This window comes from Mesorhizobium sp. Root695 (genome assembly GCF_001428185.1).
In the GTDB taxonomy this organism is placed as follows: Bacteria; Pseudomonadota; Alphaproteobacteria; order Rhizobiales; family Rhizobiaceae; genus Mesorhizobium.
The window spans coordinates 49,023-74,500 of record NZ_LMHO01000017.1 but is presented as its reverse complement, the minus strand read 5'-3'; the positions used below and the strand labels follow the sequence as shown (position 1 = coordinate 74,500).

Sequence of the window (25,478 nt, the reverse complement as noted above, 5' to 3'; positions counted from 1 at the left end):
CTCGCCAGAAAACTCCTGGTCATCCTCAATGCAAAAGCACGCGATGCGCGCAACGAGGTCGCAATTGCAACTTGACACCCCAGATAGTCGCTCTCCCCCCTCCGGAGGGAGAGGAAGGGAGCCAGCCTGCATAAGTTTGCGCCTTTCCTCTCCCCCGTCGATCGGGGGAGAGGTGTCGAGCTCAGCTCGACGGAGTGGGGGTCGACTGTTCATCAAATCCATACGAACGATCAATTCATCAACCAACACGGCCAATCAGAAGTCGGTCGGCGCGCCGCCTTCGGAGCGGCGCTTTTCGACGAAGGCGTTGAGTTCCTCGCGGATGGACGGATCCATGTAGGGTTCCTCGTAGGACGCCAGCCGTTCCTTCCACACCTTGTTGGCCTTTTCCATTGCCGTCGGCGATCCGGCCTCGGCCCAGGTCTCGAAATTGCGCCAGTCGGAGAGGATCGGCGAGTAGAAGGCGTTCTTGTATCGGTCCTGTGTGTGCTGGGTGCCGAAGAAGTGGCCGCCGGGGCCGACCGACTGGATGGCGTCGAAGCCGAGCGCCTCGTCGGACAGGTCGAGCGGGGTCAGGAATTCGGCCACCATCTGCAGAAGGTCGATGTCGAGAATGGTCTTCTCATAGGAGCAGCGCAGGCCGCCCTCGAGCCAGCCCGCGGCATGCATCATCAGATTGCCGCCGCCTTGGATGGCGCCCCACAACGAGAAGACGCTTTCGTAGGCCGCCTGCGCGTCCACCGTATTGGCGGCGCAAGTGTTGGAGGTGCGGTAGGGGATGTTGTAGCGGCGGGCAAGCTGGCCGCCGACGAGCTGCGCCTTCATGTATTCGGGCGTGCCGAACGCGGGTGAGCCGGATTTCATGTCGACATTGGAGGTGAAGCCGCCATAGCCGACCGGCGCTCCCGTGCGCACCATCTGGGCGAAGGCGATGCCGGACAGTGCCTCGGCATTCTGCTGCACCAGCGCACCGGCGATGGTCACGGGGGCCATCGCGCCCGACAAGGTGAACGGCGTGACGATCACCACTTGGCCCTTGCTCGACATTTGGATGATGCCTTCCATCATCGGCACGTCGAGCTTGAGCGGCGAATTGGTGTTGATGATGGTGAAGACCGACGGTTCCTCCAGCATCTGCTCGTGGCTGACGCCGCGCGCGATGCGGGTGATCTCGATGCCGTCGACATTGCGTTCCTTGCCTAGCGAATAGATGTGGAACACCTTGTCCGTCAGCGTGGCAAGATCACGAATGCATTCGAGGTGGCGGACGGACGGATGGATGTCGGTCGGTTCGACGGGATAGCCCCCGGTGCAGTGCAGGATGTTGTGCATCTGCGCAAGGCGCAGGAAATTGCGATAATCCGCCTGGTTGCCTGGGCGGCGGCCGCCATCCATGTCCGAGCAATTGGGAGCCGACGCCATCATCGAGATGATCACGTTGTCGCCGCCGAAGCGCACATTGTGCGCCGGGTTGCGGGCATGGATGGTGAATTCCGACGGGCAGTGCGACACCAGGTCGAGGATCATGTCACTGTCGAAGCGCACCCGCTCCGAGCCTTCGCGCACGTCGGCGCCATGCGCCTTCATGATGCGGCGAGCCTCGTCATGCAGAACATCGACGCCGATTTCGCGCAGCACGCGCAAGGAGGCGAGGTGGATCGATTCCAGTTCGTCCTCGGAAACGAGCTTCGTCGGCGCGAGTGGGTTGCGCATCTGGCGGAAAGCCGGCTGTTCGAACGCGGCCGAGCCGCCGGCGCGCTTTCCGGCGCGGCCGCCGCGGCGGGCACGGTCCGGTGCCAGGGCCGGTTCTGCGGGTAGTAGGGCGGCGGTCATGATGGTCCTCGTACGAAGCGATAGCGGGCGCCATAATGGACCGGCGGCTGTCCAGCCATTGCGGAGGCGGCGACCACTAGGGCGAGGGAAGCGACATGCCGGAACGGCAGCCGCGCGGCCGCGACATCGGCTTGGCCACGCTGATGCGCCCGGAAGTGCCCGAGAGCAGCCGTCGGCTGAATGCGCCAATGTGGAGTGCGTTACACTTCCGTCTTTTGCTTCTGATATACTTGCGAGTTCAACGTCGTTGGAGGGACAATCATGCCTGACGTCGTCAAAGTGCGCGCCGCGACGAACAACGAGGTCGCATTCCTTTCCTGGGATATAGACGGCATGATCCCGGGCTGCCTGGGTTTCGAGATCGTGCGCATCTACCCCGACAAGGGGGAAGAACGCTGCCTGGCATCCTGGGTGCCCTTCAAGGGGCAGCGCAATCCGCGATGGATCGCACAGGATACCGGCGTCTGGCCGGTGCAGAAGACATTCTGGCGCGATCTCACCGTGCGGAGGCGCCGCGACAGCATCGACGTCAGGCCAGACGGCGAGATGATCGCCTACCGGGTGCGTCCGGTCGGCGACATGAAGCCTGGCCTCGATCCCGTGCCGGTGCGCCCCGATCAGGTCGTCGATGGCAAACCCGCCTATACCGGGCCGGCGCGGCCGCTGGGCTATCTCGGCCACGGCGCGGTCAGTCCGCCGATCTTCCTCGGGCAGATGTTCGGCAAGGCGCGGGTTGCCTTCACCAACGGCGTGCTGTCGACGCAATGGATGTCGCATGCGCTGCAGGAGGCCGGCATCAAGGTCGGGCAGCGCGACAAGATCAGGGCGGTGCTGCAGGATCCAACCAGCAAGATACGCGCCTATCTGCAAGGCGATGTGCCTGACGTGCTGACCAGCCTGATGAAACGGGCCAAGGCCGAGGGCGGCACCGTCAGGCTTGCCCTCTATGAGCTTGGCGACGACGCGTTGTGCGACGCCATCGTCGCCGCCAAGGATCTCGTCGAGGTTATCCTCTCCAATTCGGGCAGGGACGACCAGACCAAGGCTTGGGACGCCGGTAACGCGCCATACAGGAAGCGCTTGCACGACGCGGGCGTGGTGGTGACGGACCGCCTGTTCAACAACAACCACATTGGCCACAACAAGTTTGCCGTCTACCGCGATGCCCAGGGCAAGGCGCAAGCAGTGATGACCGGTAGCACCAACTGGACGTCGACGGGTATCTGCGGCCAGTCCAACAACGCCTTCATCCGCGACGACCCTGATATGGCCGAGATCTTCGACGCCTATTGGCAGCGCATGAAGGCCGATGTGTTCCCGCCGCCGGCCTCGGAAAGCGCTGCCGGTCATGTCGCGCAGACGCAAGGCGTGCCGTTCCGCCGGGAAAACCACAGGCCAAATCCGCTGAACGGCGCCACGGCGGCGCTGGACGGCATGACGGTATGGTTTTCACCCAACGACCCCGACCGCAACAAGAAGGATATCTCGGTGGGGCCAGTCGACCTCGAGGACGTCTTTGCCCGCATCAAGGCGGCGAAGCGCGCGGTGCTGTTCCTGGTGTTCAATCCTTCATTGCTGGGCAACAACTCGATCGTCGACCAGGCGGTGGCGGCAGCGATGGCCGATCCGAAGCTGATCGTGCAGGGCGCGATCAGCGATCAAACCGCCATGCCCAACTATGTCGCGCCAACCAAGGATCCGGTCACCCACAAGTCGAACAAGGACGGCAAGTCGCCATTCGTCTTTCCGGAGAAAATCTGGGACGCGCCGAACGTCTCGATCGTGCGGGCGGCGAACCTGACCGGCGCGACGATCGCCCGCGACTTCCAGGCGGAGGTGCTGACCGTCGGCCATGCGATCGTGCACGACAAGATCGTCATCATCGATCCGATGGAAGACAACGCCACCGTCATCACCGGCAGCCACAATCTCGGTTACAAGGCGTCCTACGAAAATGACGAGAACCTGGTGATCGTCGAGGGCGACAAGACCTTCGCCGCCGCCTACGCGGTGCACATGCTGGACGTGTTCGATCACTACAAGTTCCGCGCTTGGCGCCGGACGATCGGCAAGGGACCTTCCGACGATGACGGGATCGCCACTGACGACAAGTGGCTGAAGCCTTACGCCGACGGCAAGAAGGGCGCGATCGCCCGGTATTTTCCGTAGCGTCGGCCGAGCCGGGCACTCGCCGCAATTCAATCCGGAACTGTTCGGCTTCAGCCAACCGGACGGCTCGTTGGAGCAAGTGGATTTCGCCGGCCGGCCCTTCCTTTCCCCGGATCGAACCAGTAGCTAGTCGGGCTTGCTGGCCGGATGGCCAGCACTTTATATGGATGACAGCATCAGCATGGTCGCGACCGGCTCCAGCGAAGGCGAAGCGGGAACGCAATGGGCAGCGCTTGCCGGCGTCACCGCGGCACTTGCCATGTTCGGCGCGGCGCAAGGGCTCAGCTCGCCGCTGTTCACGCTCCTGATGCAGAAGCAAGGCATGTCGCCGGCGCTGATCGGCCTGTCGGCGGCGATGATGCCGCTCGGGCTGATCCTGTCGGCTTCCTTCGTACCGGCGGCGGTGCGGCTGGTCGGCGCGCGCAACCTGGCGGTCGGCTGCTCGCTGATTGGCGCGCTCTGCTTCCTGGGCATCGGCTGTCTGCAGGACTGGGTGGCCTGGTTCGTCATCCGCTTCATCATCGGCGTCGTCATCAACCCGCTCTACATCCTTGGCGAGGTGTGGGCGCTGTCGCTGGCGCCGCCGTCGCGGCGCGGCCGGGTGATGGGTGTGTTCAACACACTGCTGGGCGCCGGTTACGCGGCTGGGCCATTCGCGTTGACCCTGCTGGGCACCTCGGGCTGGGCGCCCTTCCTTGTCGGTGTCGCGGGCTTCACGCTCTGCGCGGTGATCCTGCACGCCGTCTCGTCAAAGCTCACCGGTTTCGAGGATGACGGCCAGCCTGCCAGCGGCCTTGCCGGCTTTGCCAAAATGGCGCCGGCGCTGTTGCTTGCCGTGCTCGTCTCGGCCGCGGTCCAGCAGAGCACCTATGCGCTGGTCCCGGTCTTCGGCTCCAGCTATGGTCTGGCGGAAGCCGTGCTGGCCTCGCTGGTGATGGCGCTGTCGCTGGGCAACATCCTGCTGCAGATTCCGCTCGGCCTTCTGGCGGAGCGTTTTGGCGGCCGTGCGATGATCATCGTCTGTGCGTTGGCAACGAGCGCCTGCGCGTTTCTGCTGCCGCTGCTGATCATGACGCCGCTGATCTGGGTGGTGCTGCTGGTGATGGGGGCCGTCGGCTACGGCGTCTACACGATGGCGCTGGTCGAGCTCGGCAGCCGGTTCAAGGGCTCGGTGCTGGTCGCCGGCAACGCTGCCTTTGCGCTGATGTGGGGCGCCGGCGGCATCGTCGGTCCGCCCGGCGCCGGCCTGCTCATGCAAGGCATCGGCCCGCTCGGCCTGCCGGTTGTGATCGCCGGCCTCGATGCGGTGCTGGTGTTGTTCGCGCTGTATCGCTCGTCGGTGCGCCGAGCTTCCTGACAGGCTCAGCCTCCTGACAAGCATCGTCTGGAGCAAGCGGTTTTTGCCCGCCGGGGGCTTACCACCATCCAACTCAGTCGCTAATCCTGCAGCCCGATGGCGGTGCGCACAATGACTCTGGCGGAATCGAACGACGACGAGACAATGCAATGGGCCGCGATTACCGGTGTGATCGCGACCGTCTCGGTGTTCGCCATCGCGCAGGGGCTGTCCTATCCGCTGTTGAGCTTCATCCTGCAGCGCCAGGGCGTTTCTCCGGCGATGATCGGCCTGTCGGCGGCGATGACGCCGGTCGGCTTCATCCTGTCGTCGCCGCTGATCCCGGCGCTGGCGCGGCGTTTCGGGGCAGGGCGCACGGCGCTTACCTGTGCTGCCCTGTCGGCGATCGTGCTGGCGCTGATCGGCTGGACGCAGAATGTCTATCTGTGGTTTCCGCTGCGCTTCCTGATCGGCGTGGTGACAAATCCGCTCTACGTGCTGAGCGAGATCTGGGTGATCGCGCTGGCGCCGTCGGCCCGGCGCGGCCGTGTCATGGGTGTCTATTCGACGATCATCTCGGCCGGCTTCGCGGCCGGGCCGCTGTGCCTGCTTGCCGTCGGCACGCAGGGATGGCCGCCCTTCCTCGTGGGCATTTTCGCCTTTGTTCTGTGCGGCATCTGCCTGGCCTCGGTGCTGCCGCGCCTGCCTAAGGTCGACGAGGCCGGGCATCAGGTTTCCGTCCTGGGCTTCGTGCCGCTGGCATGGCTGCTGTTGTTTGCCGTCGTGGTTGCCGCCGGCTTCGAACAGGGCGCGCTGGCCTTGCTGCCGGTCTATGGCACTCATCACGGAATCGCCGAAACCCGCATGTCGGCGCTGCTGTCGGTGATGATTGCCGGCAACATCGCCATGCAGGTGCCGCTCGGCCTGCTGGCCGAAAGGCTTTCCGCGTGCCTGGTGCGGCTTGCCTGCGTCGCGATCACGGTGCTCGGTTGCCTGCTCCTGCCGCTTCTCATCGAGTTGCCGCTGATCTGGCCGATGATCTTTGTCTGGGGCGCCGTTTCCTACGGCATCTACACGATGTCGATTATCGAGCTCGGCGAGCGCTTCACCGGCTCGGCATTGGTCGCCGGCAACGCCGCCTTCTCCCTGATGTGGGGCGTCGGCGGCATCGCCGTGCCGCCACTGGCGGGTGGCGCCATGGATGTGCTGGGTGCCGGTGGGCTACCGACCACGCTTGGTCTGATGTGCCTAGCGCTGGCCATCGCGAGCCTGGTTGGTCGGCGGAAAGCCTCAATCGTGCGCTGAACATATTGAATATCGGACACGGCATATCGATGTTGGCGGTGCCAAGAAAAGCGACACGTTTATCGGAGACCTCATGACCAAGCCCGCCACCAAGACGCCAAATTCCGCTCCTTCGACCGACGATCCGTTTCTCTGGCTGGAGGACAGGACAGCCAAGCAGTCGCTCGACTGGGTGCATCGCCAGAACGAGGTCACGGTTGGCGAGCTGCAGGGTGATCCGTCCTATAAGGCGGCGTTCCAGACCGCGCTCGACCTGATGACAGCCGAGGACAACATCGCCGTTGGCGCCGCCATTGCGGGTCACGTCTACAATTTCTGGCAGGACAAGACCAATGTGCTCGGCCTCTGGCGCCGCACGTCGGTCGCTTCCTACAAGACCGAGAAGCCCGACTGGGAAACGATCGTCGACTTCGACCAGCTTGCGGCCAAGGAGGGGATCAAATGGGTGTTCAGCGGCGCCAGCCGGCTCTATCCGGACTTCAACCTTTGCCTGGTCTCGATGTCGCCCGATGGCGGGGACGCCAGCGAGATGCGCGAATTCGACATCGCGACCAAGTCGTTTGTCGAGGACGGGTTCCGCGCGCCGGCGTCGAAGTCGAGCTTCAGCTGGCTGGACAAGGACACCGTGATTGTTTCCGCCGCGTTCGAAGAGTCCGATAAGACCGACTCCGGTTATCCGCGTGTGATCAAGCTCTGGAAGCGCGGCACCAGGCTTGAAGACGCGACACCGATCTTCGAGGCGCAAAAAGAGGATCTCGCCGTTGGTGCCGCCGTCGAGTTCGACGGTGACCGGCGTTACCTGATCCTGGCCCGAACGCTGAATTTCTTCGCTTCGCACATCTTCCTGCGGCTGCCTTCCGGCGAAAACAAACAGCTGCCACTGCCGGACGACATGACCGACACCGCAATCTTCAGGGATCAGCTCGTCTTCGGCGTGCGCAGCCCATGGACGGCGCCCGACGGCACGGTTTGCAAGCCTGACGGCCTCTATTCGCTGGATCTGGCGCACTGGGTCGAGACCGGCGCGCTCGGACCTGTGGAAACCTTGTTCGAGCCGGCATATCGCGTTTCCATCGCCGGCATTGCCCGCACGCAGGACCGGCTGTTCATCAACCTGATGGACAATGTGCGCGGCAAGGTCGTCGTCTGCGAGCGCAAGGATGGCAGCTGGTCGCTGAAACCGGTCGCGCTGCCCGAGAACGGCAATGTCGGCATCAGCCATGCTGAGCACTTCGGCTCGACCGTCTCCTTCTCCTTCACCGATTTCCTGACGCCGAGCTCAATCATCTGGTCTGATGACAATGGCGAGACGCTCGCCACCGTGAAGTCGCAGCCGGCGCGTTTCGATGCCTCGCCGCTGATCTCTGAGCAGTTCGAGGCGAGCTCGAAGGACGGCACGATGATCCCCTATTTCGTCGTCAGGCGGCGCGACCAGAACGGTCCGGTGCCGACACTGCTCTACGGCTATGGCGGTTTCGAAGTGCCGCTGCTGCCAGGCTATGCCGGTGTGCGCGGCCGGCTGTGGCTGGAGAAGGGCAATGCCTATGTGCAGGCCTGCATCCGCGGTGGCGGCGAGTTCGGCCCGGCCTGGCATCAGGCGGCGCTCAAGGGCAATCGCCAGAACGGATTCGACGATTTCGCCGCGGTCGCGCAGGACGTCGTCAAACGCGGCATCGCGACAGCAGGCTCGCTCGGCATCCAGGGCGGTTCGAATGGCGGCCTGCTGACCGGTGTCTCGCTAACGCAGCATCCCGAGCTGTTCGGTGCCGTCATCATCGAGGTGCCGCTGCTCGACATGCTGCGCTACACCGAATTGCCGCCCGGTGCTTCGTGGATGGCCGAATATGGCGATCCGTCAAAACCGGAAGACGCGAGTTGGCTTTCAGCCTACTCGCCCTATCAGCATGTCGACGGCGCTGCCGCCTATCCGCCTGTGCTGCTGACCACCTCGACTGCGGACGACCGGGTCCATCCGGGCCATGCGCGCAAGATGGCCGCACGCCTGCAGGAAGCCGGCCATGCCAAGACGCTGTTCTTCGAGGAAACCGAGGGCGGACATGGCGGGCGCGGCGACCGCCGGCCGCAAGCGGCGCAGACGGCGATGAAGTATGTGTTTCTGCAGAGGGCGCTGACAGCCAAGGCCTAGACTCATTCCGTCATGGGCCAAGCAAAGGGTGGTTCACGTCGACCAGCCTTTGCTCTAAGGTGGCTTCCATGGCTCTCGTCAGGACTTTGGGTAGCGCATTTAGGACTCGCGCATTGCGGGTCGCGGTGACACCGTCACCGCGCACGCTGCGTGCGGAGCTTTTGCGGCTGTGCGCCCGCATCGGTTATTCGCCGCCTGCCATCCTCTGACGCATTCGCCCCGGCTTGGGCCGGATAGAATCCAGAGGAAAGATCAGATCCATGACCTATCAGAATTATTCGCTGAAGCAGCTTCAGCAGATCGACGCCGCGCATCATCTCCACCCGTTCACCGACCACAAGGAATTGCGCGAGACCGGCTCGCGCATCATCACCCACGCGAATGGGCCGTTCATCTACGATTCCGAAGGGGCTGAAATCCTCGACGGCATGGCCGGGCTATGGTGCGTCAACATCGGCTATGGCCGTGACGAACTGGCTGAGGCTGCCTATGCCCAGATGAAGGAACTGCCTTACTACAACTCCTTCTTCAAATGCTCGACGCCGACGCCGGTGCTGCTGTCCAAGAAACTGGCGGAGATCGCTCCGAAGCACGTCAACCAAGTATTCTATGGCTCTTCCGGTTCGGAAGCCAACGACACCGCGCTGCGCCTCGTTCGCCACTACTGGGTGCTGGAGGGCAAGCCGGAGAAGAACCGCATCATCTCGCGCAAGATGGCCTATCACGGCTCGACCGTTGCCGCCACCTCGCTCGGCGGCATGGATGGCATGCACAAGCAGCTCGGCGGGGCGGTGCCCAACATCGTCCATGTCATGATGCCCTATGCCTATGAGCTGGCGCTGCCTGGCGAGAGCGATCATGATTTCGGCCTGCGCGCGGCCAAAGCTGTCGAGGATGCGATCCTCGAGGCCGGCGCCGACAAGGTTGCCGCCTTTATAGGCGAGCCTGTCATGGGAGCAGGCGGCGTGAAAATACCGCCGGCCAGCTACTGGCCGGAAGTGCAGCGCATCTGCCGTAAATACGATGTCCTGCTGATGCTGGATGAGGTCATCACCGGCTATGGCCGCACCGGCGAGTGGTTCGCCGCCCAGACGCTCGGCATCGAGCCCGATACGATCACCACGGCCAAGGCGTTGACATCGGGCTACCAGCCGCTGTCGGCATTGCTGGTCGGCGACCGCATCGCCTCGACGCTGGTCGAGAAGGGCGGCGAGTTCAATCACGGCTACACCTATTCGGGGCACCCGGTGGCCTGCGCGGTGGCGCTCAAGAACCTCGAGATCATCGAGCGGGAAGGGCTTGTCGATCGCGTCCGGAACGATACCGGTCCTTACTTCGCCAAGGCGCTGCAGGAACGGATTGCCGGGCATGACCTGGTCGGCGAGGTGCGCTCGATCGGGCTGATGGGCGCGATCGAGATCGTCAAGGACAGGGCGACCAAGGAGCGCTTCCTTCCAGCTGGAAGTGCGGCGGTGACCGTGCGCGACCATGCGATCGCGAACGGCATGATGCTGCGCGCCACCGGCGACACGATGATCCTGTCGCCGCCGCTGATCTGGACCCGTGATACGATCGACATGGCGTGCGAGCGCATCTCGAAGGCGCTGGATCTGGCGCAAGCCGATTTGCGCAAGCGGTAGGGCTCGGAACCTCGGTCGGGAGTTCCTGGTGGGAACGCTCGGCTTCGAAGTCCATGCTGAAGCGAAGAGGGAACGAATCCCATCCCCAGCGCGTAGTGTGTGGGGCAGCGGCTGATTCGGCTGCGACAAAGGGTTTGTTTCAATGAAAAAGACCGGCAAGAGCCGACGGACGCAAGAAGCAGCCAGCATCGGCGGTGACCTGATGCTGGCACCGCTGGTGGCGATGATGCGGCTACCGCTGATGGCCATGGATGGCGGGAGCAGCCAGCCGTGGAGCACGGAGACGGCCCGTGCGGTCAACGAGAAGACCGTTGCGATGGCCGAAGGCGCGTTTGCGGCGCAAATGTCTTTCCTGCAGTCGGCATCGCGGTTCTGGCCGGAGATATTTTCCGGCCGCACGCCGTCGCTGTTCAACGGTGTCGCCGCGGAACGCTCGATCAGCGCCGCGCTGAAGCCGGCAAGCCGTACCGTGAAAGCGAATTTTCGCCGGCTGTCCAACAAGACCTGACCGAGGTTGCAGAACTTGATTTTGCGCATCGGGGAGCGGATGCGCTAGAAGTCGGTGCAGTTACCGATGGGGGACACGATGGCCGGACAACCGCTCAACCAGCCGGCTGAAATTCCAGCCGAACTCGACCGCTGGAACTGGGGCGCCTTCTTCCTCAACTGGATCTGGGGCATCGGCAACAGCACCTTCATCGCGCTGCTGGCGCTGATCCCTGTCGTCAACATAGTCATGATCATCCTGCTGGGCGCGCGCGGCAGCCGCTGGGCTTGGCAGAACCGCGCCTGGCGCGACGCCGAACAGTTTCGCAAGACGCAACGCAACTGGGCAATCGCCGGCCTTGTCGTCTGGGTTGTCGGGATCGGCGGCTGCGCGACGATGGTCGGCAGCATTCCCTATGTCCTGAAAGGCAGCGATGCCTACCACATGACGATGGATCGCCTTCGCGCCGACGACCGCGTCAAGGCCGCCCTCGGTGATGATTTGACCGACAGTTTCTGGGTCGGTGGCCATCTCAATCTCAATGCGAATGGGGCCGGCGACGCCCAGTTCGGCATTCCGGTCCACGGCGCCAAGGGCAAGGGCACCGCCTACTCGACCGCTGTCCGCACAGCCGGGACATGGAGCCTGCGCCTGCTGGTCATCAGGGTCGAAGGAGCCGATGCGCCGATCGTGCTGATCAACGAAGATCATGTCCCGATCCCGAATGCTGCAATCGGAATATAGCAGCGCAAAACGCAAAACCGCAGCCTAAATGCGGGCGCCACAGGACAGTTCGGCTGGTTTTGTGGCCCAACATGCGGGTGACCTCTGCTGCGTTCCAGACAAGGAAATGTGCTGAAAAACCGGATGCTGTCTGACAGTATGCGCATGCGTTCATGTGGACCGGTGGCAATTTCATACAAGGGCACGCGCATATGGTGAGTTCCGTTCGTGCGGTCGTGATCGGTGGCGGCTGTGTGGGTGCCGGCATCCTCTACGGCCTGGCCAAGCGCTGCTGGACCGATGTGGCATTGCTGGAGCGAACACAGCTTACGGCTGGGTCAACATGGCATGCCGCGGGGCTCATCCCCTCTTACGCGCGCAGCCGCAATGTCGGCCGCATGATCGCCAGGTCGATTGAAATCTATGAGGGCCTGGAGGCGGAGACGGGCCAGAACGTCGGCTGGCACAAATGCGGGCAACTGCGCATTGCCAACACGCGCGACAGGCTGGACGAGTACAGAAGCTACATGGACGTCGCCGAGGTCCAGGGTGTGCGGGCCCGGATCGTATCGCCCGCGGAGGCGCGAGAGATCTGGCCGCTGCTCGACAACAACAGCATGCTGGGTGCGCTTTACCATCCCGATGACGGTCACATTGCACCGGCGGACGTTACCCAGGCGATGGCCAAGGGTGCACGCGACCTCGGCGCGAAGGTCCATCTTGATACCGAGGTTGTGGGTTTCGAGCGGATGCCGAGCGGCGAGTGGAGGGTCAAGACCTCACGCGGTGACCTCGTCTGCGAACACGTCATCCTTGCAACCGGCAATTACGCACGCCAGACAGGCGCCATGCTGGGCCTGGACATTCCCGCTATCCCGATCCTGCATCAGTACTGGATCACCGAGGCGGTTCCCGAAATCGTGGAACGCAAACGGCTTGGTCTTCCGGAGATGCCGATCCTCAGGGACGAGGGTTACGAGGGCTATCTGCGCGAAGAGGGCGACGGGCTGATGTTCGGCCCTTACGAGCGCACCGAGCAGCTCAAGCTGTTTGCCGAGAACGGCGTCCCGGAATGGTTTGGCGCCGATCTGCTCGATGAAGACTTCGATGCCGTTTCCTGGAACTGGGAGCGCGCGACCGAACTGGTTCCCGCGCTCGGACGCGCCGGCATCAAGCGGAATGTGCGAGGACCTTTCCAGATGACAGCCGATGAACTGCCACTGATGGGGCAGGCCTGGGGCCTGGAGAATGTCTGGCTCGCCGAAGGGGTGCCGGGGGGCATCCTCTGGGGCGGTGCAATTGGCTACTACCTCTCCGAACGGATCGTGGAGGGTGGCAACAGCATCGACACGGCGGAGCTGGATCCCCGCCGGTTCGGCGAATATGCCAATAAGAACTGGACCCGGGCAAAGGTCCGGGAAGCTTGGGGCACTCACGCCGCACAGCATTATCCAGGCCAGGACATGCCAGCGGCGCGACCGCAGAAAACGGCCCCGTCCTATGACCGTCTAAGCCAGCTCGGCGCGGTATGGGATGTGTTGAACGGCTGGGAGATGCCGAGCTGGTTTGCGCCCGCGGGTGTCGAAGCGCGCAATTTCTACAGCTGGCGCTGGACCTCCAAAGGGAACCACGTCGCCGCAGAGGTCCAGGCGGTCCGCCAGGCCGCTGGCTTGGTCGAGATGACACCAATGACCAAGTTCGAGGTCAACGGACCGGGCGCCGAGGGCTGGCTCGACGGGATCCTGGCCAACAGACTGCCGCGACCCGGTCGTGTCGCTCTTGCCCATCACCTGACGCCGGCCGGCGGTGTGCAGGCCGAGTATGTGGTGGCGCGGCTGCGGAGCGATCTGTTCTACCTCATATCGACGCCGCGCGCCGAGCGCTGGAACCTTGACGATCTCGGCCGGCTGTTGCCGAAGGACGGCAGCGTGCATCTGCGCAACGTCACCGAGGATCGCGGCAGCTTCACGGTGGTTGGGCCGAAGGCGCGCGACATATTGCAGCCGCTGACGGAGATCGACCTCTCCAACGAGGCCTTCTCATGGTTCAGCGTGCAGTCCGGTACCGTCGGCATGGCCAGCGACGTGCGACTGCTGCGCGTCAACTACTCCGGCGAACTGGGATGGGAACTCTATCATCCACTCTGCTATCAGCGGCATTTGCTGGATGCACTGCTGGCATCGGGAGAGGCGCACGGGCTGAGGCCGGTCGGACTTCAAGCGCTGGAATCGCTTCGTCTCGATAAATCCTACCGCGCCATGTATCGCGATATGAATCTCGAATTGTCAGCCTGGGAAAGCGGTCTCGACCGCTTCGTCAGCCTCGACAAGGGGGACTTCATCGGCCGCGCGGCACTGGTCGCAAAACAGCAGCAGGAGGCACGCCGGATCGTCACGCTGTCGATCGATACGGACGGTGCGAGCGCGTTCGCCTTCGAGGGCGTCTACCGCAAAGGCGAGCTTGTCGGCCACGTCACTTCTGCAGGCTACTCCTATACTTTTGGTCACGACATCGCCCTTGCGCTGTTGCCTCTGGACCTTGTGTCGCCTGGCACCCAGCTCGAGGTTTCCGTCCTTGGCGAGCGCCGCCCGGCAAAAGTGATCGTGGACTCGCCTTATGATCCGGAAGGCGCCCGTAGGCGTATGTGAGGCATCCCGGAGTACAGTTTCTGGGTTTATCGATGTCTCAAAACGTGCAGCAGGGCAAAACGCAAAAACCGCGCTCCATCGGGAACGCGGCTTTGCCAGATACGCATGGCGCTTCGCTACTCGAACACTTGGCGAAACTTACGGGCTCCGGTACGCGAGACCTGATCCGGAGCGCCGGGCGGATGCGATATGTCCGCCTCGCAATCCGTTTTATAGGGACATCGTTACCGCCGAGTTATCGAGAGCTTAAGCAAATCTAAATTTGCATTTTTTCTGCCGAAGAAAATCGGAAAAAGTCAGCCAAATCCGTTGGTTACGCTGGGTTACCCCTGAGAAAATTAATTATGCCGGAGAAATCGACGCCGCCATGTCCCTGGGCGTTGAACAAGGCATAGAGCTGGGCTGCTTCGGCGCCAAGCGGCGTCACCGCGCCGGCGCTTTGCGCGGCTTCCTGGGACAACCTCAGGTCTTTCAGCATCAAGGCAGCTGCAAATCCTGGGCTGTAGTCCCTGTTTGCGGGCGAAGTCGGCACCGGGCCGGGCACCGGGCAATAGGTGGTCAGGGACCAGCATTGCCCCGACGAGGTCGAGGCGACGTCGAACAGCGCCTGATGCGACAGGCCGAGCTTTTCGGCCAGGACGAAGGCTTCGGCGACGCCGATCATCGAGATGCCAAGGATCATGTTGTTGCAGATCTTTGCCGCCTGGCCGGCGCCGTCGCCGCCGCAATGGACGATGCGGCCGGCCATCGGCTTCAGGATCGGCTCGGCGGCGACGAAGGCATCCCCGGAGCCTCCTGCCATGAAGGTCAGCGTGCCGGCCGCAGCCCCGCCGGTGCCGCCCGAGACGGGCGCATCGATGGACAGCAGGCCGTGCTTGGCGGCAATGGCGTGCGCCTTGCGCGCCGATTCGACGTCGATGGTCGAGGAATCGATGAAGAGTGCGCCTTCTTTCGCCTTGGGCGCGATGTCCTCGTAGACGGAGAGCACATGCTTGCCCGCAGGCAGCATGGTGATCACCACGTCGGCATCCTTCACCGCGGCCGGCCCGTTGGCCATGATGACGACGCCGTGCTCGCGCGCGACGGTCAAATTTTCCGGCATCAGGTCGAAGCCGTGCACTTGGTGCCCAGCCTTGACCAGATTGGCGGCCATTGGATTGCCCATATTGCCGAGGCCGATGAAGGCGATCGTCGTCATTGTCTGTCTCCCAGAGTTGCTGGCTTCAACGGCCAATCAGCGCGCGAGCGATGATGACGCGCATGATCTCGTTGGTGCCCTCGAGGATCTGGTGCACCCGCAGGTCCCGCACCAGCTTCTCGATGCCGTAATCGTGCAGATAGCCGTAACCGCCGAGCAGTTGCAGCGCGTCGTTGGCGACGGTGAAGCCGGTGTCGGTGACGAAACGCTTGGCCATCGCCGACCATTTGCCGGCATCCGGTGCCTTGCGGTCCAGTTTCGAGGCCGCCGCATAGAGGAAGATGCGCGCTGCCTGCAGCTCGGTCTCCATGTCGGCCAGCCTGAACTGCAAAGCCTGGAACTGGTTGATCTTCGAGCCGAAGGCCTTGCGCTCGGCGGTGTAGGAAAGCGCCTTGTCGAGCGCCGACTGCGCGCCGCCCAGCGAACAGGCGGCGATGTTCAACCGGCCGCCGTCGAGGCCGGCCATGGCAATGCCGAAGCCCGCACCTTCGCCGGACAAAAGGTTCTCCGCCGGCACCTTGCAATCCTCGAAAATGACCTGGCGGGTCGACTGCATGTGCCAGCCCATCTTGTGCTCGTTGGCGCCGAAGGAGAGGCCTGGTGCGTCCTTCGGCACGACGATGGTGGAAATGCCTTTCGGCCCGTCAGCGCCGGTGCGAACCATGACGGCATAGACATCGCTGTCGCCGGCGCCGGAGATGAACTGTTTGGTGCCATTGAGGACATAGTCGCCGCCGCTCTTGACCGCGCGCGTCTTCAGCGCCGCGGCATCGGAACCGGAGCCGGGCTCGGTCAGGCAATAGCTCGCCAGCCATTCCATCGAGGTGAGCTTCGGCAGGAAGCGCTGGCGCTGCTCGTCATTGCCGAAACGGTCGATCATCGACGCCACCATGTTGTGGATGGAGATGAAGGACGAAAAGGCCGGATCGGCGTGCGACAGCGCCTCGAAGATCAGCACGGCATCGAGCCGGCCAAGCGCCGAGCCGCCGACATCATCCCTGATATAGATGCCGCCAAGACCGAGCGGTCCGGTCTCGCGGATCACATCGGCCGGGAAATGCTTGTTGCGGTCCCAATCGAGCGCATTCGGCGCGACGCGGTCGGCGGCGAAGGCCTGCGCCATCTCCTGGATGGCACGCTGCTCCTCGTTGAGTTCGAACTGGCTGGTGCTCGCATCGACCGCGGCGTCCATGGCGTGCTCCTAATATCTTCGACCTGCTGGCCTGTCGTTTTTGGCTTTGCGCGCGCACCAATCTAGACCAATGATGCCGCCGCGCAACCCGACCCCGTCACCGGCCATTTGGGGAGCGGCTGTGCACCAATGCATGTCCGGAGCAAGATGTGACGACAAAATTCGATGAACTGCTGGGCCGGTTCCGCGCATACCTTGCGTCCGTCGATCACGCTTTGGTGCGCGATGCCGTGGCCCGGATCGACTGGAACATGCCGGCCCGCACGCTGGAGCCGCACACGCTTGCCTGCCTGCGCCATCTCGATCGCGCCGCCGAACTGGGGCCGCCGGATGCCAAGCCGCTGGTGCAACTGCTTGCCGAGCGTCGGAATGATTTTCGTTGGGGGCAGACCTACAGCGAGGCGGATTTCGGAAAAGAGTTCATCGACAATTACGGCTGGCTGGAAGTGTTCGGCACCCGAGGCCACTTCGCCAATGACGTGGTCGCCGCCGGCCTGCTGATCCTTGGACCCGATATCGTCTATCCCGACCACCATCACGTTGCCGAGGAAATCTACATTCCGCTGACCGGCGGCACCGAATGGCGCATGGGCGAGAGCGGCTTTTGCATGCGCACGGCTGGCGAGGTCGTCCACCACGCATCCAACGTCAATCACGCCATGCGCACCGGCAAAGACCCATTGCTGGCGCTCTACATCTGGCGCGGCGGGCCGCTGGCGCAGAAATCCGATATCACCGGAACCTTGGCGCAGGGCAGGGGCTGATGGCCAAAGCGATCATGCTGCAAGGCACGGGTTCGGATGTCGGCAAGACGGTGCTGGTCGCCGGCCTCTGCCGCGCGGCAAAAAAGCGTGGGCTGAAGGTCCGGCCATTCAAGCCGCAGAACATGTCGAACAATGCCGCCGTCGCCGACATTCCGGGCGACAACAGTGCCGGCGGCGGCGAGATCGGCCGCGCGCAATGGCTGCAGGCGATCGCTTGCGGCGTGGCACCCTCGGTCCACATGAACCCGGTGCTGCTGAAGCCGCAGACCGATGTCGGCGCGCAGGTCATCGTGCAGGGCAAGGTGTTCGGCGAGGCGCGGGCGCGCGACTACCAGGCGATGAAGGGCCGGCTGATGGATGCCGTTCTGGACTCCTGGGGCAAGGTCGGCGAGGGCGCCGATCTGGTCATCGTCGAGGGCGCCGGCTCGCCGGCCGAGATCAACCTGCGCAGCCGCGACATCGCCAATATGGGCTTTGCCACGCGCGCAGACGTGCCGGTGGTGCTGGTCGGCGACATCGATCGCGGCGGCGTCATCGCTTCGGTCGCCGGCACGCATCTGATCCTGCCGGAAGAGGACCGGCGGATGATCGTCGGCTACCTCATCAACAAGTTTCGCGGTGACGTTTCACTGTTCGACGACGGCATCAGGTCGATCGAGACATTCACGGGCTGGCGCTGCTTCGGTGTCGTACCGTGGCTGAAGGCGGCGGCACGTCTGCCTTCGGAAGATTCGGTGGTGCTGGAACGGCTGGCGTCCGGCGAAGCGCGCGCGCTGAAGGTGGCGGTGCCGGTGCTTGGCCGCATCGCCAATTTCGACGATCTCGACCCGCTCAAGGCCGAACCGCGGGTCGAGGTGGTGTTCGTGCCGCCGGGAAAGCCGCTGCCCGCCGATGCCGGGCTGGTGGTCATTCCAGGCTCGAAGTCGACGATTGGCGATCTCCTGAAATTCCGCGAAAACTGCTGGGATCGCGACTTGCAGGCCCATCGCAAGCGCGGTGGCCATGTCGTCGGCATTTGCGGCGGTTTCCAGATGCTTGGTCGTATCGTGCGCGATCCCGACGGCATCGAAGGCAGCGTCACCGAGGCCGAAGGGCTTGGCCTTCTCGACATCGAAACGGTGATGGAACCGGAAAAGACCGTGCGCAATGTCAGTGCCCGTTCGGTGCCGTTCGACCTGCCACTCGAAGGGTACGAAATCCATCTCGGCCGCACCACCGGGCCGGATACACTGCGGCCTTCCGCCGTCATCAATGGTATCGATGACGGGGCGATATCGGCCGATGGCAAGGTGATCGGCACCTATATGCACGGCCTGTTTGGCGCCGACGGCTTTCGCGGGAAATTCCTCGAAAGCCTCGGCATCAAGGGCGGGGGCATCGACTACCGGGCCGAGGTCGAGCGGGCGCTGGACGAGGTCGCAGCCGAGTTGGAGACCCATCTCGACTGCGACGCGATCTTTGGTTTGGCGCGCTAAAAGTCCAGTTCACGCCTTTTCGCCGGCCTCCGGCCAGTAGGTGCCAAACGACCAGACATTGCCTTCCGGGTCGCGGCAGATGAACTCGCGGCTCCCGTAGTCACGGTTGGTCAATTCCTGGATGATCGTGGCTTCGGCCTTCCTGGCCTTGGCATAGGCGGCATCGGCATCATCGACGGCAATGTAGATCGACTTGCCGCCGCCTGAGCCGGGTTCGCCGACCATCTTGCCGTAGTCGTCGTCGCGGACCGTGCCAAGCATGATCATCGAGGAGCCGAAGACCAATTCGGCATGGTGTACGACATCGCCTTCACCATAGCGGGCCCGGACGCTGAAGCCGAAAGCCTCGCCCAGCCAGTCGATCATTTTTGCCGCGTTCTTGTAGCGCAAAGCCGGGTAGAGGCGGGGCGCTTCAGTGGTGGTGGGCATGGAAACCTCCTTCATTGAGTTGGTCGATAACCCACTCTGTTCGAAGGCCGTTCCGGCGTCTTGAAGAAATGTTACCTGACTAAAAGCGCGGTCGGCGTCTCGCCGGCAAGGTCGCGGAACTCGCGCACCAGATGCGCCTGGTCGGCATAGCCGCAATCGGCGGCGATATCCGCCCAGTCGACGGTTTGCTGCCTCGACAGGCCGAGCGCGCGGTTGAAGCGGACGATGCGCGACAGCGTCTTGGGGCCGATGCCGATGGCGTTGGAAAAACTGCCGGCGAGATGTTTGCGGCTCCAGCCCAGTCTTTCGGCGATCGATGCAATGCGGGTTCTGCCGCCAGACGTGATGATGCGGTCATAGGCCCAGGCGATTTCGAGCGGCGTCTCCGCGGCGTTCTCGAGACGGGCGGCGACGAAGGCTTCGGCCATGTCGAAACGCGTTGCCCAGTCCGGCGCGTTGCCGAGCCGTTCACGCAGCGCCAAGCCTTGCGCGCCAAGCACGTCGTCTAGGACGACCATGCTGTCGGCCAGTTCGCTCATCGGCAGGTGGAAGAAACGGCGTGCGCCAAGCGGCGTGAAGTTGACCTGGACGCAGCAGGCGCCGCCGAAGGATTCGATCACCACCGGTCCGGCATAGAGGCCGGCGGCGAAACTGGCGAAGCGGTCATTGTCATCAGGCGCCTTGCCGAGGCCGATGGCGAAGGGTTCGGCGAAGCTGATGACCAGCGGTACGGTGAGCGACGCGTATTCGACGTTGCGCAGATGGCCGGGCGCTGTTTCGCGGTAGCCGCAAATGTCCGACACAATGCCCTGAAGTCGAGGATCGGGCAGGCGCCGGCGCATCTCGAACCGCCCGGCGACGGATCGGTCTTGCTCTTGCTGGGGTTGCATCGTGACTGGCATCGGCCATCCTTGCGCCAAGTCAAATCTAGCAGACCCGGGGCCGGAATCAAAAGCGCCCGGCTTTTGGCCGGGCGCTCCTCGTCCCCACTTCAAGTGAAATGGTCAGGCGCCGCGCATCAAGCAGCCGCCGGCAAGCACGATGAAAGCAATAAGCACGATCCACACCGATGCGAGTGGAATGAACGCAAGTACGCCAAGCGCGGCGAGAACGCCGATGATGGCGATGACAACGGAGATGATAAAAACGATCTGGGTAGGTGCGCTAAGATTCATGTGTGGCTCCTCCAACATGATTCGAACAGCGGCATTCTATCAGGGCGCGCGATCACACACCAATCAAGGCCCGCAGCGGGTTCGCCGGGTCCGCCAGCAGCTTCACCGCCAGCGCCAGGCAGACAATCACCAGCAGCGGCTTGATCAGTTTTGCGCCGACGCGCATGGCCAGGCTGGCGCCGACACGGGCGCCGAGGAACTGGGCAACGCCCATCATCAGGCCGATCTTCCAGTAGACGACGCCGAAGCCCGCGAAGACGATGAAGCCGCCGATGTTGGAGGCGAAGTTGAGCAGTTTGGTATGCGCCGTCGCCTTGAGCACGCCGTAGCCGGCCAGTGCCACGAAGGCCAGCATGTAGAAGGAGCCCGCACCTGGTCCGAACAGGCCATCATAGAAGCCGATGGCGGGCACCAGGGTCAGTCCGAACAGGAACGGCGACAGGCGCTCGGCGCGGTCGACATCGTTCATGTTCGGCTTGAACGCGAAGTAGAGCGCGGTGGCGATCAGCACGATGGGCAGGGCGGCCCGCAGAATGTCACCCGGCACGATCGTCGCCAGCAAGGCGCCGATGGCGCTGCCGACAAGGGCCAAAAGCGCCGACGGCAATTGTCGGCGCAGGTCGACATGACCCTTCGACGCGTAGTGGATGGTCGCCGAGCCCGAGCCGAACATGCCTTGCAATTTGTTGGTGGCGAGCGCCTGGACCGGCGTGAAGCCGGCAAGCAGCAGCGCCGGCACGGTGATCAGCCCGCCGCCGCCGGCGATCGAATCGACAAAGCCCGCCGCAAAGGCGGCGAAGGCGAGCATGGCGACGGTCTGGATGCTAAGGTCGATCATCTGATGTATGGAGGAGTCCGGCCGGCTGAGACAACGGGCGTTCGACCACGACCGCCCTGTTTGCGCAAGGTCGATTCCGCGCTACCTCTATCCAAGCGCATCGCGCTTGGATTTGTGTTTGTGTGTCGTTAACCCGAAAAGAGGCTCCTGATGGCATTCGCATTGCTGGACCAGATACGTCAGATCTTCGACGGCGACCCGGGCGTGCGCAAGGTGGCGGACGATCCTGTCTTGTCGGCGGAATTGCTGATGCTGTTTCGCATGATCCTGGCCGACGGTTCGGTCAGCGAGAGCGAGATGGTTGCCTTCCGGCGCATCTGCAAGGACGCCTTCGGCATTGCCGAAACCAGCATCGATAGCGTCATCGAATATCTCAACGAGTTCGGCTACGAGACAAATGGCTCGCAGGCGATTGCATTGTTCCGCGATCTCGACATCGAACGCCGTAAGCAATTGGCCCGCCATATGGCGGAAATCGCCAAGGCGGATTCGCAACTGGCCGAGAGCGAGGTGCGCCTGCTGCGCCGCACGCTCGACCTGCTCGACATCAGCCCGGTCGATATGGTGGAGCCGGAAAAGTAGGATAACGGGCTGCCGGCCGGGGCCCGCTGCCTGCGGCAACTCCCCGGCGTTCGCGACCTTCCATCGTGCCACTGGCACGACGGATTCGCTTCGCGAACCGGTCGCTCACCCTTGTTCCTGCATTCGCCGAGCGATTGCCCGGTGCAAATCAGGGGCGGCGGTGACAAGCGCCTTGGCTGCCTCGGACTGCGGGTGGTCGAGCACCTCGCTGGTTTTGCCGCGTTCGACGATCTTGCCGTCATGCATGACCAGCACCTCGTCCGTGATGGCGCGGGCGACGGTCAGGTCGTGGGTGATGAAGAGGTAGGCGATGCCGAGCTTCTGGTTGAGCTCCGCGAACAAATCGAGGATCTGGGCGCGGATCGAGACATCGAGCGCCGAGACCGGCTCGTCGGCGACGACCAGCTTGGGGCGCGTGATGATGGCGCGGGCGATCGACAGGCGCTGACGCTGGCCGCCTGAAAATTCGTGCGGGTATTTGTCCATGTCGCGCTGGTCGAGGCCGACTTCGTGCAGGGCATGCGCCACCATCTCGCGGCGCCCGGCGCGCGTCGGCTTTCTCTCCAGTACATGCAGGGGTTCGGCGACCAGTTTTTCAACCTTCTGGCGAGGATCGAAGGATCCGTAGGGATCTTGAAAAACGACCTGCATGTCACGCCGCGCCGGCTTCAGCTCGGCTTCGCTCTTGCCGGTGATGGTCTCGCCGCGAAACCGGATCGTGCCCGATGTCGGCCGATCCAGCGCCAGGATCATGCGGGCGAGCGTTGACTTGCCGCAACCGGAGCGGCCGACTAGCGCCACAGACTGACCCGGCGCCATCGACAGCGAGACATCGTCGACGGCGCGGATACCAAGCGCGCGCCTGAACAGCGACATGCGCCGGCCGGGATAGTCGCGGGTCACGCCCTCGACCCGAAGCAAGGGATGGCCCGTCTCGACGCCATGCGGCCTGGCGCGCGCCGGCACATGCATCGAGGCCTGCGCCAGCTGGCGCGTGTAGGGATGGAACTGTTCGGACAGCGTGCGCGCCGTGTCCCCGGCCTCCATCACCTCGCCGCGGCGCAGGATGGTGATGCGGTCCGCCATCTCGGTCACCACGGCGAGGTCGTGCGAGATCAGGAGCAGGCCCATGCGGCTTTCGGCGACGAGGTCGCGCAAGAGGTCGAGGATCTGTGCCTGCAGCACCACATCAAGCGCCGTCGTCGGTTCGTCGGCGATCAGCAGCTTCGGCTTCAGCGCGCAAGCGATGGCGATGACGACGCGCTGGCGCTGGCCGCCGGACAGTTCGTGCGGATAGCGCGACATTGGGAATTTCGCTTCGGGCAAGCCGACACGGTCGAGCATTTTTCGCGCCCGGTCTTCGGCCTCGGCGCGGCTGGCCTTGGTGTGCCAGCGTATGCCTTCGGCGACCTGTTCGCCGATGGTCTTGACCGGATTGAGCGCCGTCATCGGCTCCTGGAACACCATGCCGATGTCGTCGCCGCGCAGCGCACACATCTGGTCCTCGGTTGCTGCCAGGATGTCGATGCCGTCGAAAGCAACGCGCCCGGTGGCGCGCGCGGCATAGGGCAGAAGCCGCATCACCGTCAGCGCGGTCATCGACTTGCCCGAACCGGATTCGCCGACCAGCCCCATCACCTCGCCGGGCGCGACGGAAAGCTCCACATCCCTGAGGATCTGCGTGTCGCCGATGGCCAGTGACAGGTTCTGGATGTCGAGCAGGCTCATCGCTGCCGCCGCGATTTCGGATCGAGGATGTCGGCGATGCCGTCGCCCAGTAGGTTCAAGCCGAGCACGGCGACAACGATCGCCATGCCGGGAAAGATCGCCATCCATGGCGCCACCACCATGCGGGTCTGCGCGTCGAACAGCATGCGGCCCCAACTCGGCATCGGCGGCTGGGCGCCGAGGCCCAGATAGGACAGCCCGGCCTCGGCCAGGATGCCCAGCGCGAACTGGATGGTGCCTTGCACCAGAAGCAGGGTGGCGATGTTGGGCAGCACATGTTCGATTGATATCTGCGTGCTGTTCTTGCCGGCGGCGCGCGCGGCTAGAATGAACTCGCGCGGCCAGATCGCCAGCGCGCCGGCCCGGGCGACACGGGCAAAGACCGGGATGTTGAAGATGCCGATGGCGATGATGGCGTTGACGGCGCCCGGCCCGAAGATGGCGGTGATCATGATCGCCGACAGCAAAGCCGGGAAGGCGAAGACGAGGTCGTTCAGCCGCATCAGCATCTCGTCGACGAGGCCGCCGCGTGCGGCGGCAAAGGTGCCGAGCGGCACGCCGACCCCCATGCCGATGCCGACCGCGACCAGCGCCACGGCAATCGAATTGCGGGCGCCGACCATGACCATCGACAGTATGTCGCGGCCGAAATGGTCGGTGCCGAACCAGTGCGCCAGCGAGGGGGCTTGTGTCTTGTCCGATATCACCAGTTTCGTGACGTCGTAAGGCGTCCAGGCATAGGAGACGATCGCCATGGCCAGGATCAGCAAGGTGATGACGAAACCGGCAACGAAGGCGGTGTTCCTGAATGCCTTGGCCAGGATGCTGCTGAACGTCTCCTCGGGGATGTCGACGTGCAGCGTCATTGCCGGCTTCTCAGGCGCGGATCGACGATCGCATAGGAGAGGTCGACGAGGAGGTTGACGGCGATGACGGCCGCGACCAGCAGCATGACGACGCTTTCGACGACGATCAGGTCGCGCTGGGTGATTGCCTGGAACACCAGCCGGCCGAGGCCGGGCAGATAAAAGACATTCTCGATGATGATGGTGCCGGCAAGCAGGAAGGCGAACTGCAGGCCCAGAATGGTCAGCACCGGGATCATGGCGTTGCGCAGCGCGTGCCGCCACAGCACGGCGCGATAGGGCAAGCCCTTGGCGCGGGCGGTGCGGATATAGTCTTCGTTCAGCACCTCGATCAGCGCCGAGCGGGTGACGCGCGCCAGGATCGCCGCTTGCGGCAAGGCAAGCGCCACGGCGGGCAGCAGCAGCGATTTCAAGGCTGGCCAGATACCGGCACTCCAGCCGGGAAAGCCACCGGCCGGAACCAGCCGCAGCCAGACGGCGAAGACATAGATCAGCATCAGCGCGAACCAGAAATTGGGCACGGCGACGCCAAGCTGTGCGGCGCCCATGGAAATCGTATCACCAACCCGTCCACGCCGGCTGGCGGAAAACAGGCCGACGGGAATCGCGATGATGGTGGAGAGCGCAAGCGCAATCAGCGCCAGCGGCAGCGAGACGGCCAGCCGCTCGCGCACCAGATCGATGACCGGCACGGAATAGGTGTAGGAGCGGCCCAAATCGAGACTGAGCAGACCGCCGGCCCAGTGCAGATAGCGCCAAGCCAGCGGCGCGTTGAGGCCCATCTGGTTGCGCAGCAATTCAACCTGATCGGCACTGGCGTTCATGCCCAGCATCAGCCGCGCCGGGTCGCCGGGCAGGATCTCCAGGACGGCGAACACCACCATCGAAGCCAGCACCAGCGTGGCGATGGCGATGGCGAGGCGTTTTAGGAGATAGGCTGTCAT

Annotated in this window: 21 protein-coding genes; 11 read left to right on the top strand and 10 right to left on the bottom strand. The window is 63.7% G+C overall.

The annotated features are described in order from the left end of the window. Positions 1-255: 255 nt before the first annotated feature. Entirely contained in the window at positions 256-1,833 is a 1,578-nt protein-coding gene (locus ASD99_RS17225) for a trimethylamine methyltransferase family protein (protein WP_057144369.1), read from the bottom strand. Positions 1,834-2,094: 261 nt separating this feature from the next. Between ASD99_RS17225 and ASD99_RS17220 the strand changes: the two genes are divergently transcribed. The 8 genes from ASD99_RS17220 to ASD99_RS17185 all read left to right on the top strand — a co-directional run bounded on the left by ASD99_RS17220 (position 2,095) and on the right by ASD99_RS17185 (position 14,287). Next, the gene (locus tag ASD99_RS17220) at positions 2,095-4,002 is read left to right on the top strand and encodes a phospholipase D-like domain-containing protein (protein WP_057144368.1); all 1,908 of its coding nucleotides are present in this window, start codon (positions 2,095-2,097) and stop codon (positions 4,000-4,002) included. Positions 4,003-4,183: 181 nt separating this feature from the next. Beyond that, positions 4,184-5,359 (top strand): MFS transporter, encoded by a 1,176-nt coding sequence (locus ASD99_RS17215; protein WP_056596907.1) that lies wholly within the window; start codon positions 4,184-4,186, stop codon positions 5,357-5,359. 111 nt (positions 5,360-5,470) lie between these two features. Further along, complete coding sequence (locus ASD99_RS17210) at positions 5,471-6,643, top strand: MFS transporter (RefSeq protein ID WP_057144375.1); 1,173 nt, start codon at positions 5,471-5,473, stop codon at positions 6,641-6,643. A 73-nt stretch (positions 6,644-6,716) separates the two neighbouring features. Further along, positions 6,717-8,789: a prolyl oligopeptidase family serine peptidase gene (locus tag ASD99_RS17205; RefSeq protein WP_057144374.1), complete on the top strand. Its 2,073-nt coding sequence runs from the start codon at positions 6,717-6,719 to the stop codon at positions 8,787-8,789. Positions 8,790-9,049: 260 nt separating this feature from the next. Continuing rightward, on the top strand, positions 9,050-10,429 hold the full coding sequence (locus ASD99_RS17200; RefSeq protein WP_057144367.1) for an aspartate aminotransferase family protein: 1,380 nt from the start codon (positions 9,050-9,052) through the stop codon (positions 10,427-10,429). 142 nt (positions 10,430-10,571) lie between these two features. Next, complete coding sequence (locus tag ASD99_RS17195) at positions 10,572-10,937, top strand: hypothetical protein (protein ID WP_057144366.1); 366 nt, start codon at positions 10,572-10,574, stop codon at positions 10,935-10,937. A 78-nt stretch (positions 10,938-11,015) separates the two neighbouring features. Continuing rightward, the gene (locus ASD99_RS17190) at positions 11,016-11,660 is read left to right on the top strand and encodes a cytochrome c oxidase assembly factor Coa1 family protein (protein ID WP_057144365.1); all 645 of its coding nucleotides are present in this window, start codon (positions 11,016-11,018) and stop codon (positions 11,658-11,660) included. Positions 11,661-11,851: 191 nt separating this feature from the next. Further along, on the top strand, positions 11,852-14,287 hold the full coding sequence (locus ASD99_RS17185) for a GcvT family protein (RefSeq protein ID WP_057144364.1): 2,436 nt from the start codon (positions 11,852-11,854) through the stop codon (positions 14,285-14,287). Positions 14,288-14,600: 313 nt separating this feature from the next. Here ASD99_RS17185 and mmsB read toward each other — a convergent pair whose 3' ends face one another. Both mmsB and ASD99_RS17175 read right to left on the bottom strand, forming a co-directional pair. Further along, positions 14,601-15,485, bottom strand: a complete 885-nt coding sequence (gene mmsB, locus ASD99_RS17180) for a 3-hydroxyisobutyrate dehydrogenase (protein WP_056596238.1) — start codon at positions 15,483-15,485, stop codon at positions 14,601-14,603. Positions 15,486-15,510: 25 nt separating this feature from the next. Beyond that, complete coding sequence (locus ASD99_RS17175) at positions 15,511-16,677, bottom strand: isobutyryl-CoA dehydrogenase (protein ID WP_056596235.1); 1,167 nt, start codon at positions 16,675-16,677, stop codon at positions 15,511-15,513. A gap of 149 nt (positions 16,678-16,826) precedes the next feature. Here ASD99_RS17175 and ASD99_RS17170 point away from each other — a divergent pair, with 149 nt between their 5' ends. Together ASD99_RS17170 and ASD99_RS17165 are read left to right on the top strand one after the other, a co-directional pair. Beyond that, positions 16,827-17,441, top strand: a complete 615-nt coding sequence (locus tag ASD99_RS17170) for a dimethylsulfonioproprionate lyase family protein (protein WP_057144363.1) — start codon at positions 16,827-16,829, stop codon at positions 17,439-17,441. Further along, complete coding sequence (locus ASD99_RS17165; protein WP_057144362.1) at positions 17,441-18,916, top strand: cobyric acid synthase; 1,476 nt, start codon at positions 17,441-17,443, stop codon at positions 18,914-18,916. The genes ASD99_RS17170 and ASD99_RS17165 overlap by 1 nt, the downstream gene beginning before the upstream one ends. A gap of 9 nt (positions 18,917-18,925) precedes the next feature. Here ASD99_RS17165 and ASD99_RS17160 read toward each other — a convergent pair whose 3' ends face one another. From ASD99_RS17160 to ASD99_RS17150, 4 genes are all read right to left on the bottom strand, one after another. Beyond that, the gene (locus tag ASD99_RS17160) at positions 18,926-19,345 is read right to left on the bottom strand and encodes a VOC family protein (RefSeq protein WP_057144373.1); all 420 of its coding nucleotides are present in this window, start codon (positions 19,343-19,345) and stop codon (positions 18,926-18,928) included. A gap of 71 nt (positions 19,346-19,416) precedes the next feature. Continuing rightward, on the bottom strand, positions 19,417-20,247 hold the full coding sequence (locus ASD99_RS17155; RefSeq protein WP_057144361.1) for a helix-turn-helix domain-containing protein: 831 nt from the start codon (positions 20,245-20,247) through the stop codon (positions 19,417-19,419). 102 nt (positions 20,248-20,349) lie between these two features. After that, on the bottom strand, positions 20,350-20,520 hold the full coding sequence (locus ASD99_RS32305; protein ID WP_023812274.1) for a hypothetical protein: 171 nt from the start codon (positions 20,518-20,520) through the stop codon (positions 20,350-20,352). A 52-nt stretch (positions 20,521-20,572) separates the two neighbouring features. After that, a complete protein-coding gene (locus tag ASD99_RS17150) occupies positions 20,573-21,358 on the bottom strand; it encodes a TSUP family transporter (RefSeq protein WP_057144360.1) in 786 nt (261 codons plus the stop codon). A gap of 150 nt (positions 21,359-21,508) precedes the next feature. Here ASD99_RS17150 and ASD99_RS17145 point away from each other — a divergent pair, with 150 nt between their 5' ends. Continuing rightward, entirely contained in the window at positions 21,509-21,940 is a 432-nt protein-coding gene (locus ASD99_RS17145) for a TerB family tellurite resistance protein (RefSeq protein ID WP_056596218.1), read from the top strand. A gap of 105 nt (positions 21,941-22,045) precedes the next feature. Here the strand turns inward: ASD99_RS17145 and ASD99_RS17140 are convergent, their stop codons facing one another. The 3 genes from ASD99_RS17140 to ASD99_RS17130 are packed head-to-tail and all read right to left on the bottom strand — an operon-like array spanning position 22,046 to position 25,478. Beyond that, positions 22,046-23,668: an ABC transporter ATP-binding protein gene (locus tag ASD99_RS17140; RefSeq protein WP_057144359.1), complete on the bottom strand. Its 1,623-nt coding sequence runs from the start codon at positions 23,666-23,668 to the stop codon at positions 22,046-22,048. Beyond that, positions 23,665-24,534: an ABC transporter permease gene (locus ASD99_RS17135; RefSeq protein WP_056596212.1), complete on the bottom strand. Its 870-nt coding sequence runs from the start codon at positions 24,532-24,534 to the stop codon at positions 23,665-23,667. Before ASD99_RS17135 ends, ASD99_RS17140 begins: the two co-directional genes overlap by 4 nt. Next, the gene (locus ASD99_RS17130) at positions 24,531-25,478 is read right to left on the bottom strand and encodes an ABC transporter permease (protein WP_056596209.1); all 948 of its coding nucleotides are present in this window, start codon (positions 25,476-25,478) and stop codon (positions 24,531-24,533) included. Before ASD99_RS17130 ends, ASD99_RS17135 begins: the two co-directional genes overlap by 4 nt.

Bases quoted from the DNA above. Each gene is read 5' to 3' on its own strand.
- ASD99_RS17220 (WP_057144368.1), top strand. From the start codon at position 2,095: ATGCCTGACGTCGTCAAAGTGCGCGCCGCGACGAACAACGAGGTCGCA.
- ASD99_RS17130 (WP_056596209.1), bottom strand. From the start codon at position 25,478: ATGACAGCCTATCTCCTAAAACGCCTCGCCATCGCCATCGCCACGCTG.
- ASD99_RS17140 (WP_057144359.1), bottom strand. From the start codon at position 23,668: ATGAGCCTGCTCGACATCCAGAACCTGTCACTGGCCATCGGCGACACG.
- ASD99_RS17135 (WP_056596212.1), bottom strand. From the start codon at position 24,534: ATGACGCTGCACGTCGACATCCCCGAGGAGACGTTCAGCAGCATCCTG.
- ASD99_RS17185 (WP_057144364.1), top strand. From the start codon at position 11,852: ATGGTGAGTTCCGTTCGTGCGGTCGTGATCGGTGGCGGCTGTGTGGGT.
- ASD99_RS17150 (WP_057144360.1), bottom strand. From the start codon at position 21,358: ATGATCGACCTTAGCATCCAGACCGTCGCCATGCTCGCCTTCGCCGCC.
- ASD99_RS17195 (WP_057144366.1), top strand. From the start codon at position 10,572: ATGAAAAAGACCGGCAAGAGCCGACGGACGCAAGAAGCAGCCAGCATC.
- ASD99_RS17160 (WP_057144373.1), bottom strand. From the start codon at position 19,345: ATGCCCACCACCACTGAAGCGCCCCGCCTCTACCCGGCTTTGCGCTAC.
- ASD99_RS17200 (WP_057144367.1), top strand. From the start codon at position 9,050: ATGACCTATCAGAATTATTCGCTGAAGCAGCTTCAGCAGATCGACGCC.
- ASD99_RS17165 (WP_057144362.1), top strand. From the start codon at position 17,441: ATGGCCAAAGCGATCATGCTGCAAGGCACGGGTTCGGATGTCGGCAAG.
- ASD99_RS17205 (WP_057144374.1), top strand. From the start codon at position 6,717: ATGACCAAGCCCGCCACCAAGACGCCAAATTCCGCTCCTTCGACCGAC.
- ASD99_RS17175 (WP_056596235.1), bottom strand. From the start codon at position 16,677: ATGGACGCCGCGGTCGATGCGAGCACCAGCCAGTTCGAACTCAACGAG.
- ASD99_RS17210 (WP_057144375.1), top strand. From the start codon at position 5,471: ATGACTCTGGCGGAATCGAACGACGACGAGACAATGCAATGGGCCGCG.
- ASD99_RS17215 (WP_056596907.1), top strand. From the start codon at position 4,184: ATGGTCGCGACCGGCTCCAGCGAAGGCGAAGCGGGAACGCAATGGGCA.
- ASD99_RS17145 (WP_056596218.1), top strand. From the start codon at position 21,509: ATGGCATTCGCATTGCTGGACCAGATACGTCAGATCTTCGACGGCGAC.
- ASD99_RS17190 (WP_057144365.1), top strand. From the start codon at position 11,016: ATGGCCGGACAACCGCTCAACCAGCCGGCTGAAATTCCAGCCGAACTC.
- ASD99_RS17155 (WP_057144361.1), bottom strand. From the start codon at position 20,247: ATGCCAGTCACGATGCAACCCCAGCAAGAGCAAGACCGATCCGTCGCC.
- ASD99_RS17225 (WP_057144369.1), bottom strand. From the start codon at position 1,833: ATGACCGCCGCCCTACTACCCGCAGAACCGGCCCTGGCACCGGACCGT.
- mmsB (WP_056596238.1), bottom strand. From the start codon at position 15,485: ATGACGACGATCGCCTTCATCGGCCTCGGCAATATGGGCAATCCAATG.
- ASD99_RS32305 (WP_023812274.1), bottom strand. From the start codon at position 20,520: ATGAATCTTAGCGCACCTACCCAGATCGTTTTTATCATCTCCGTTGTC.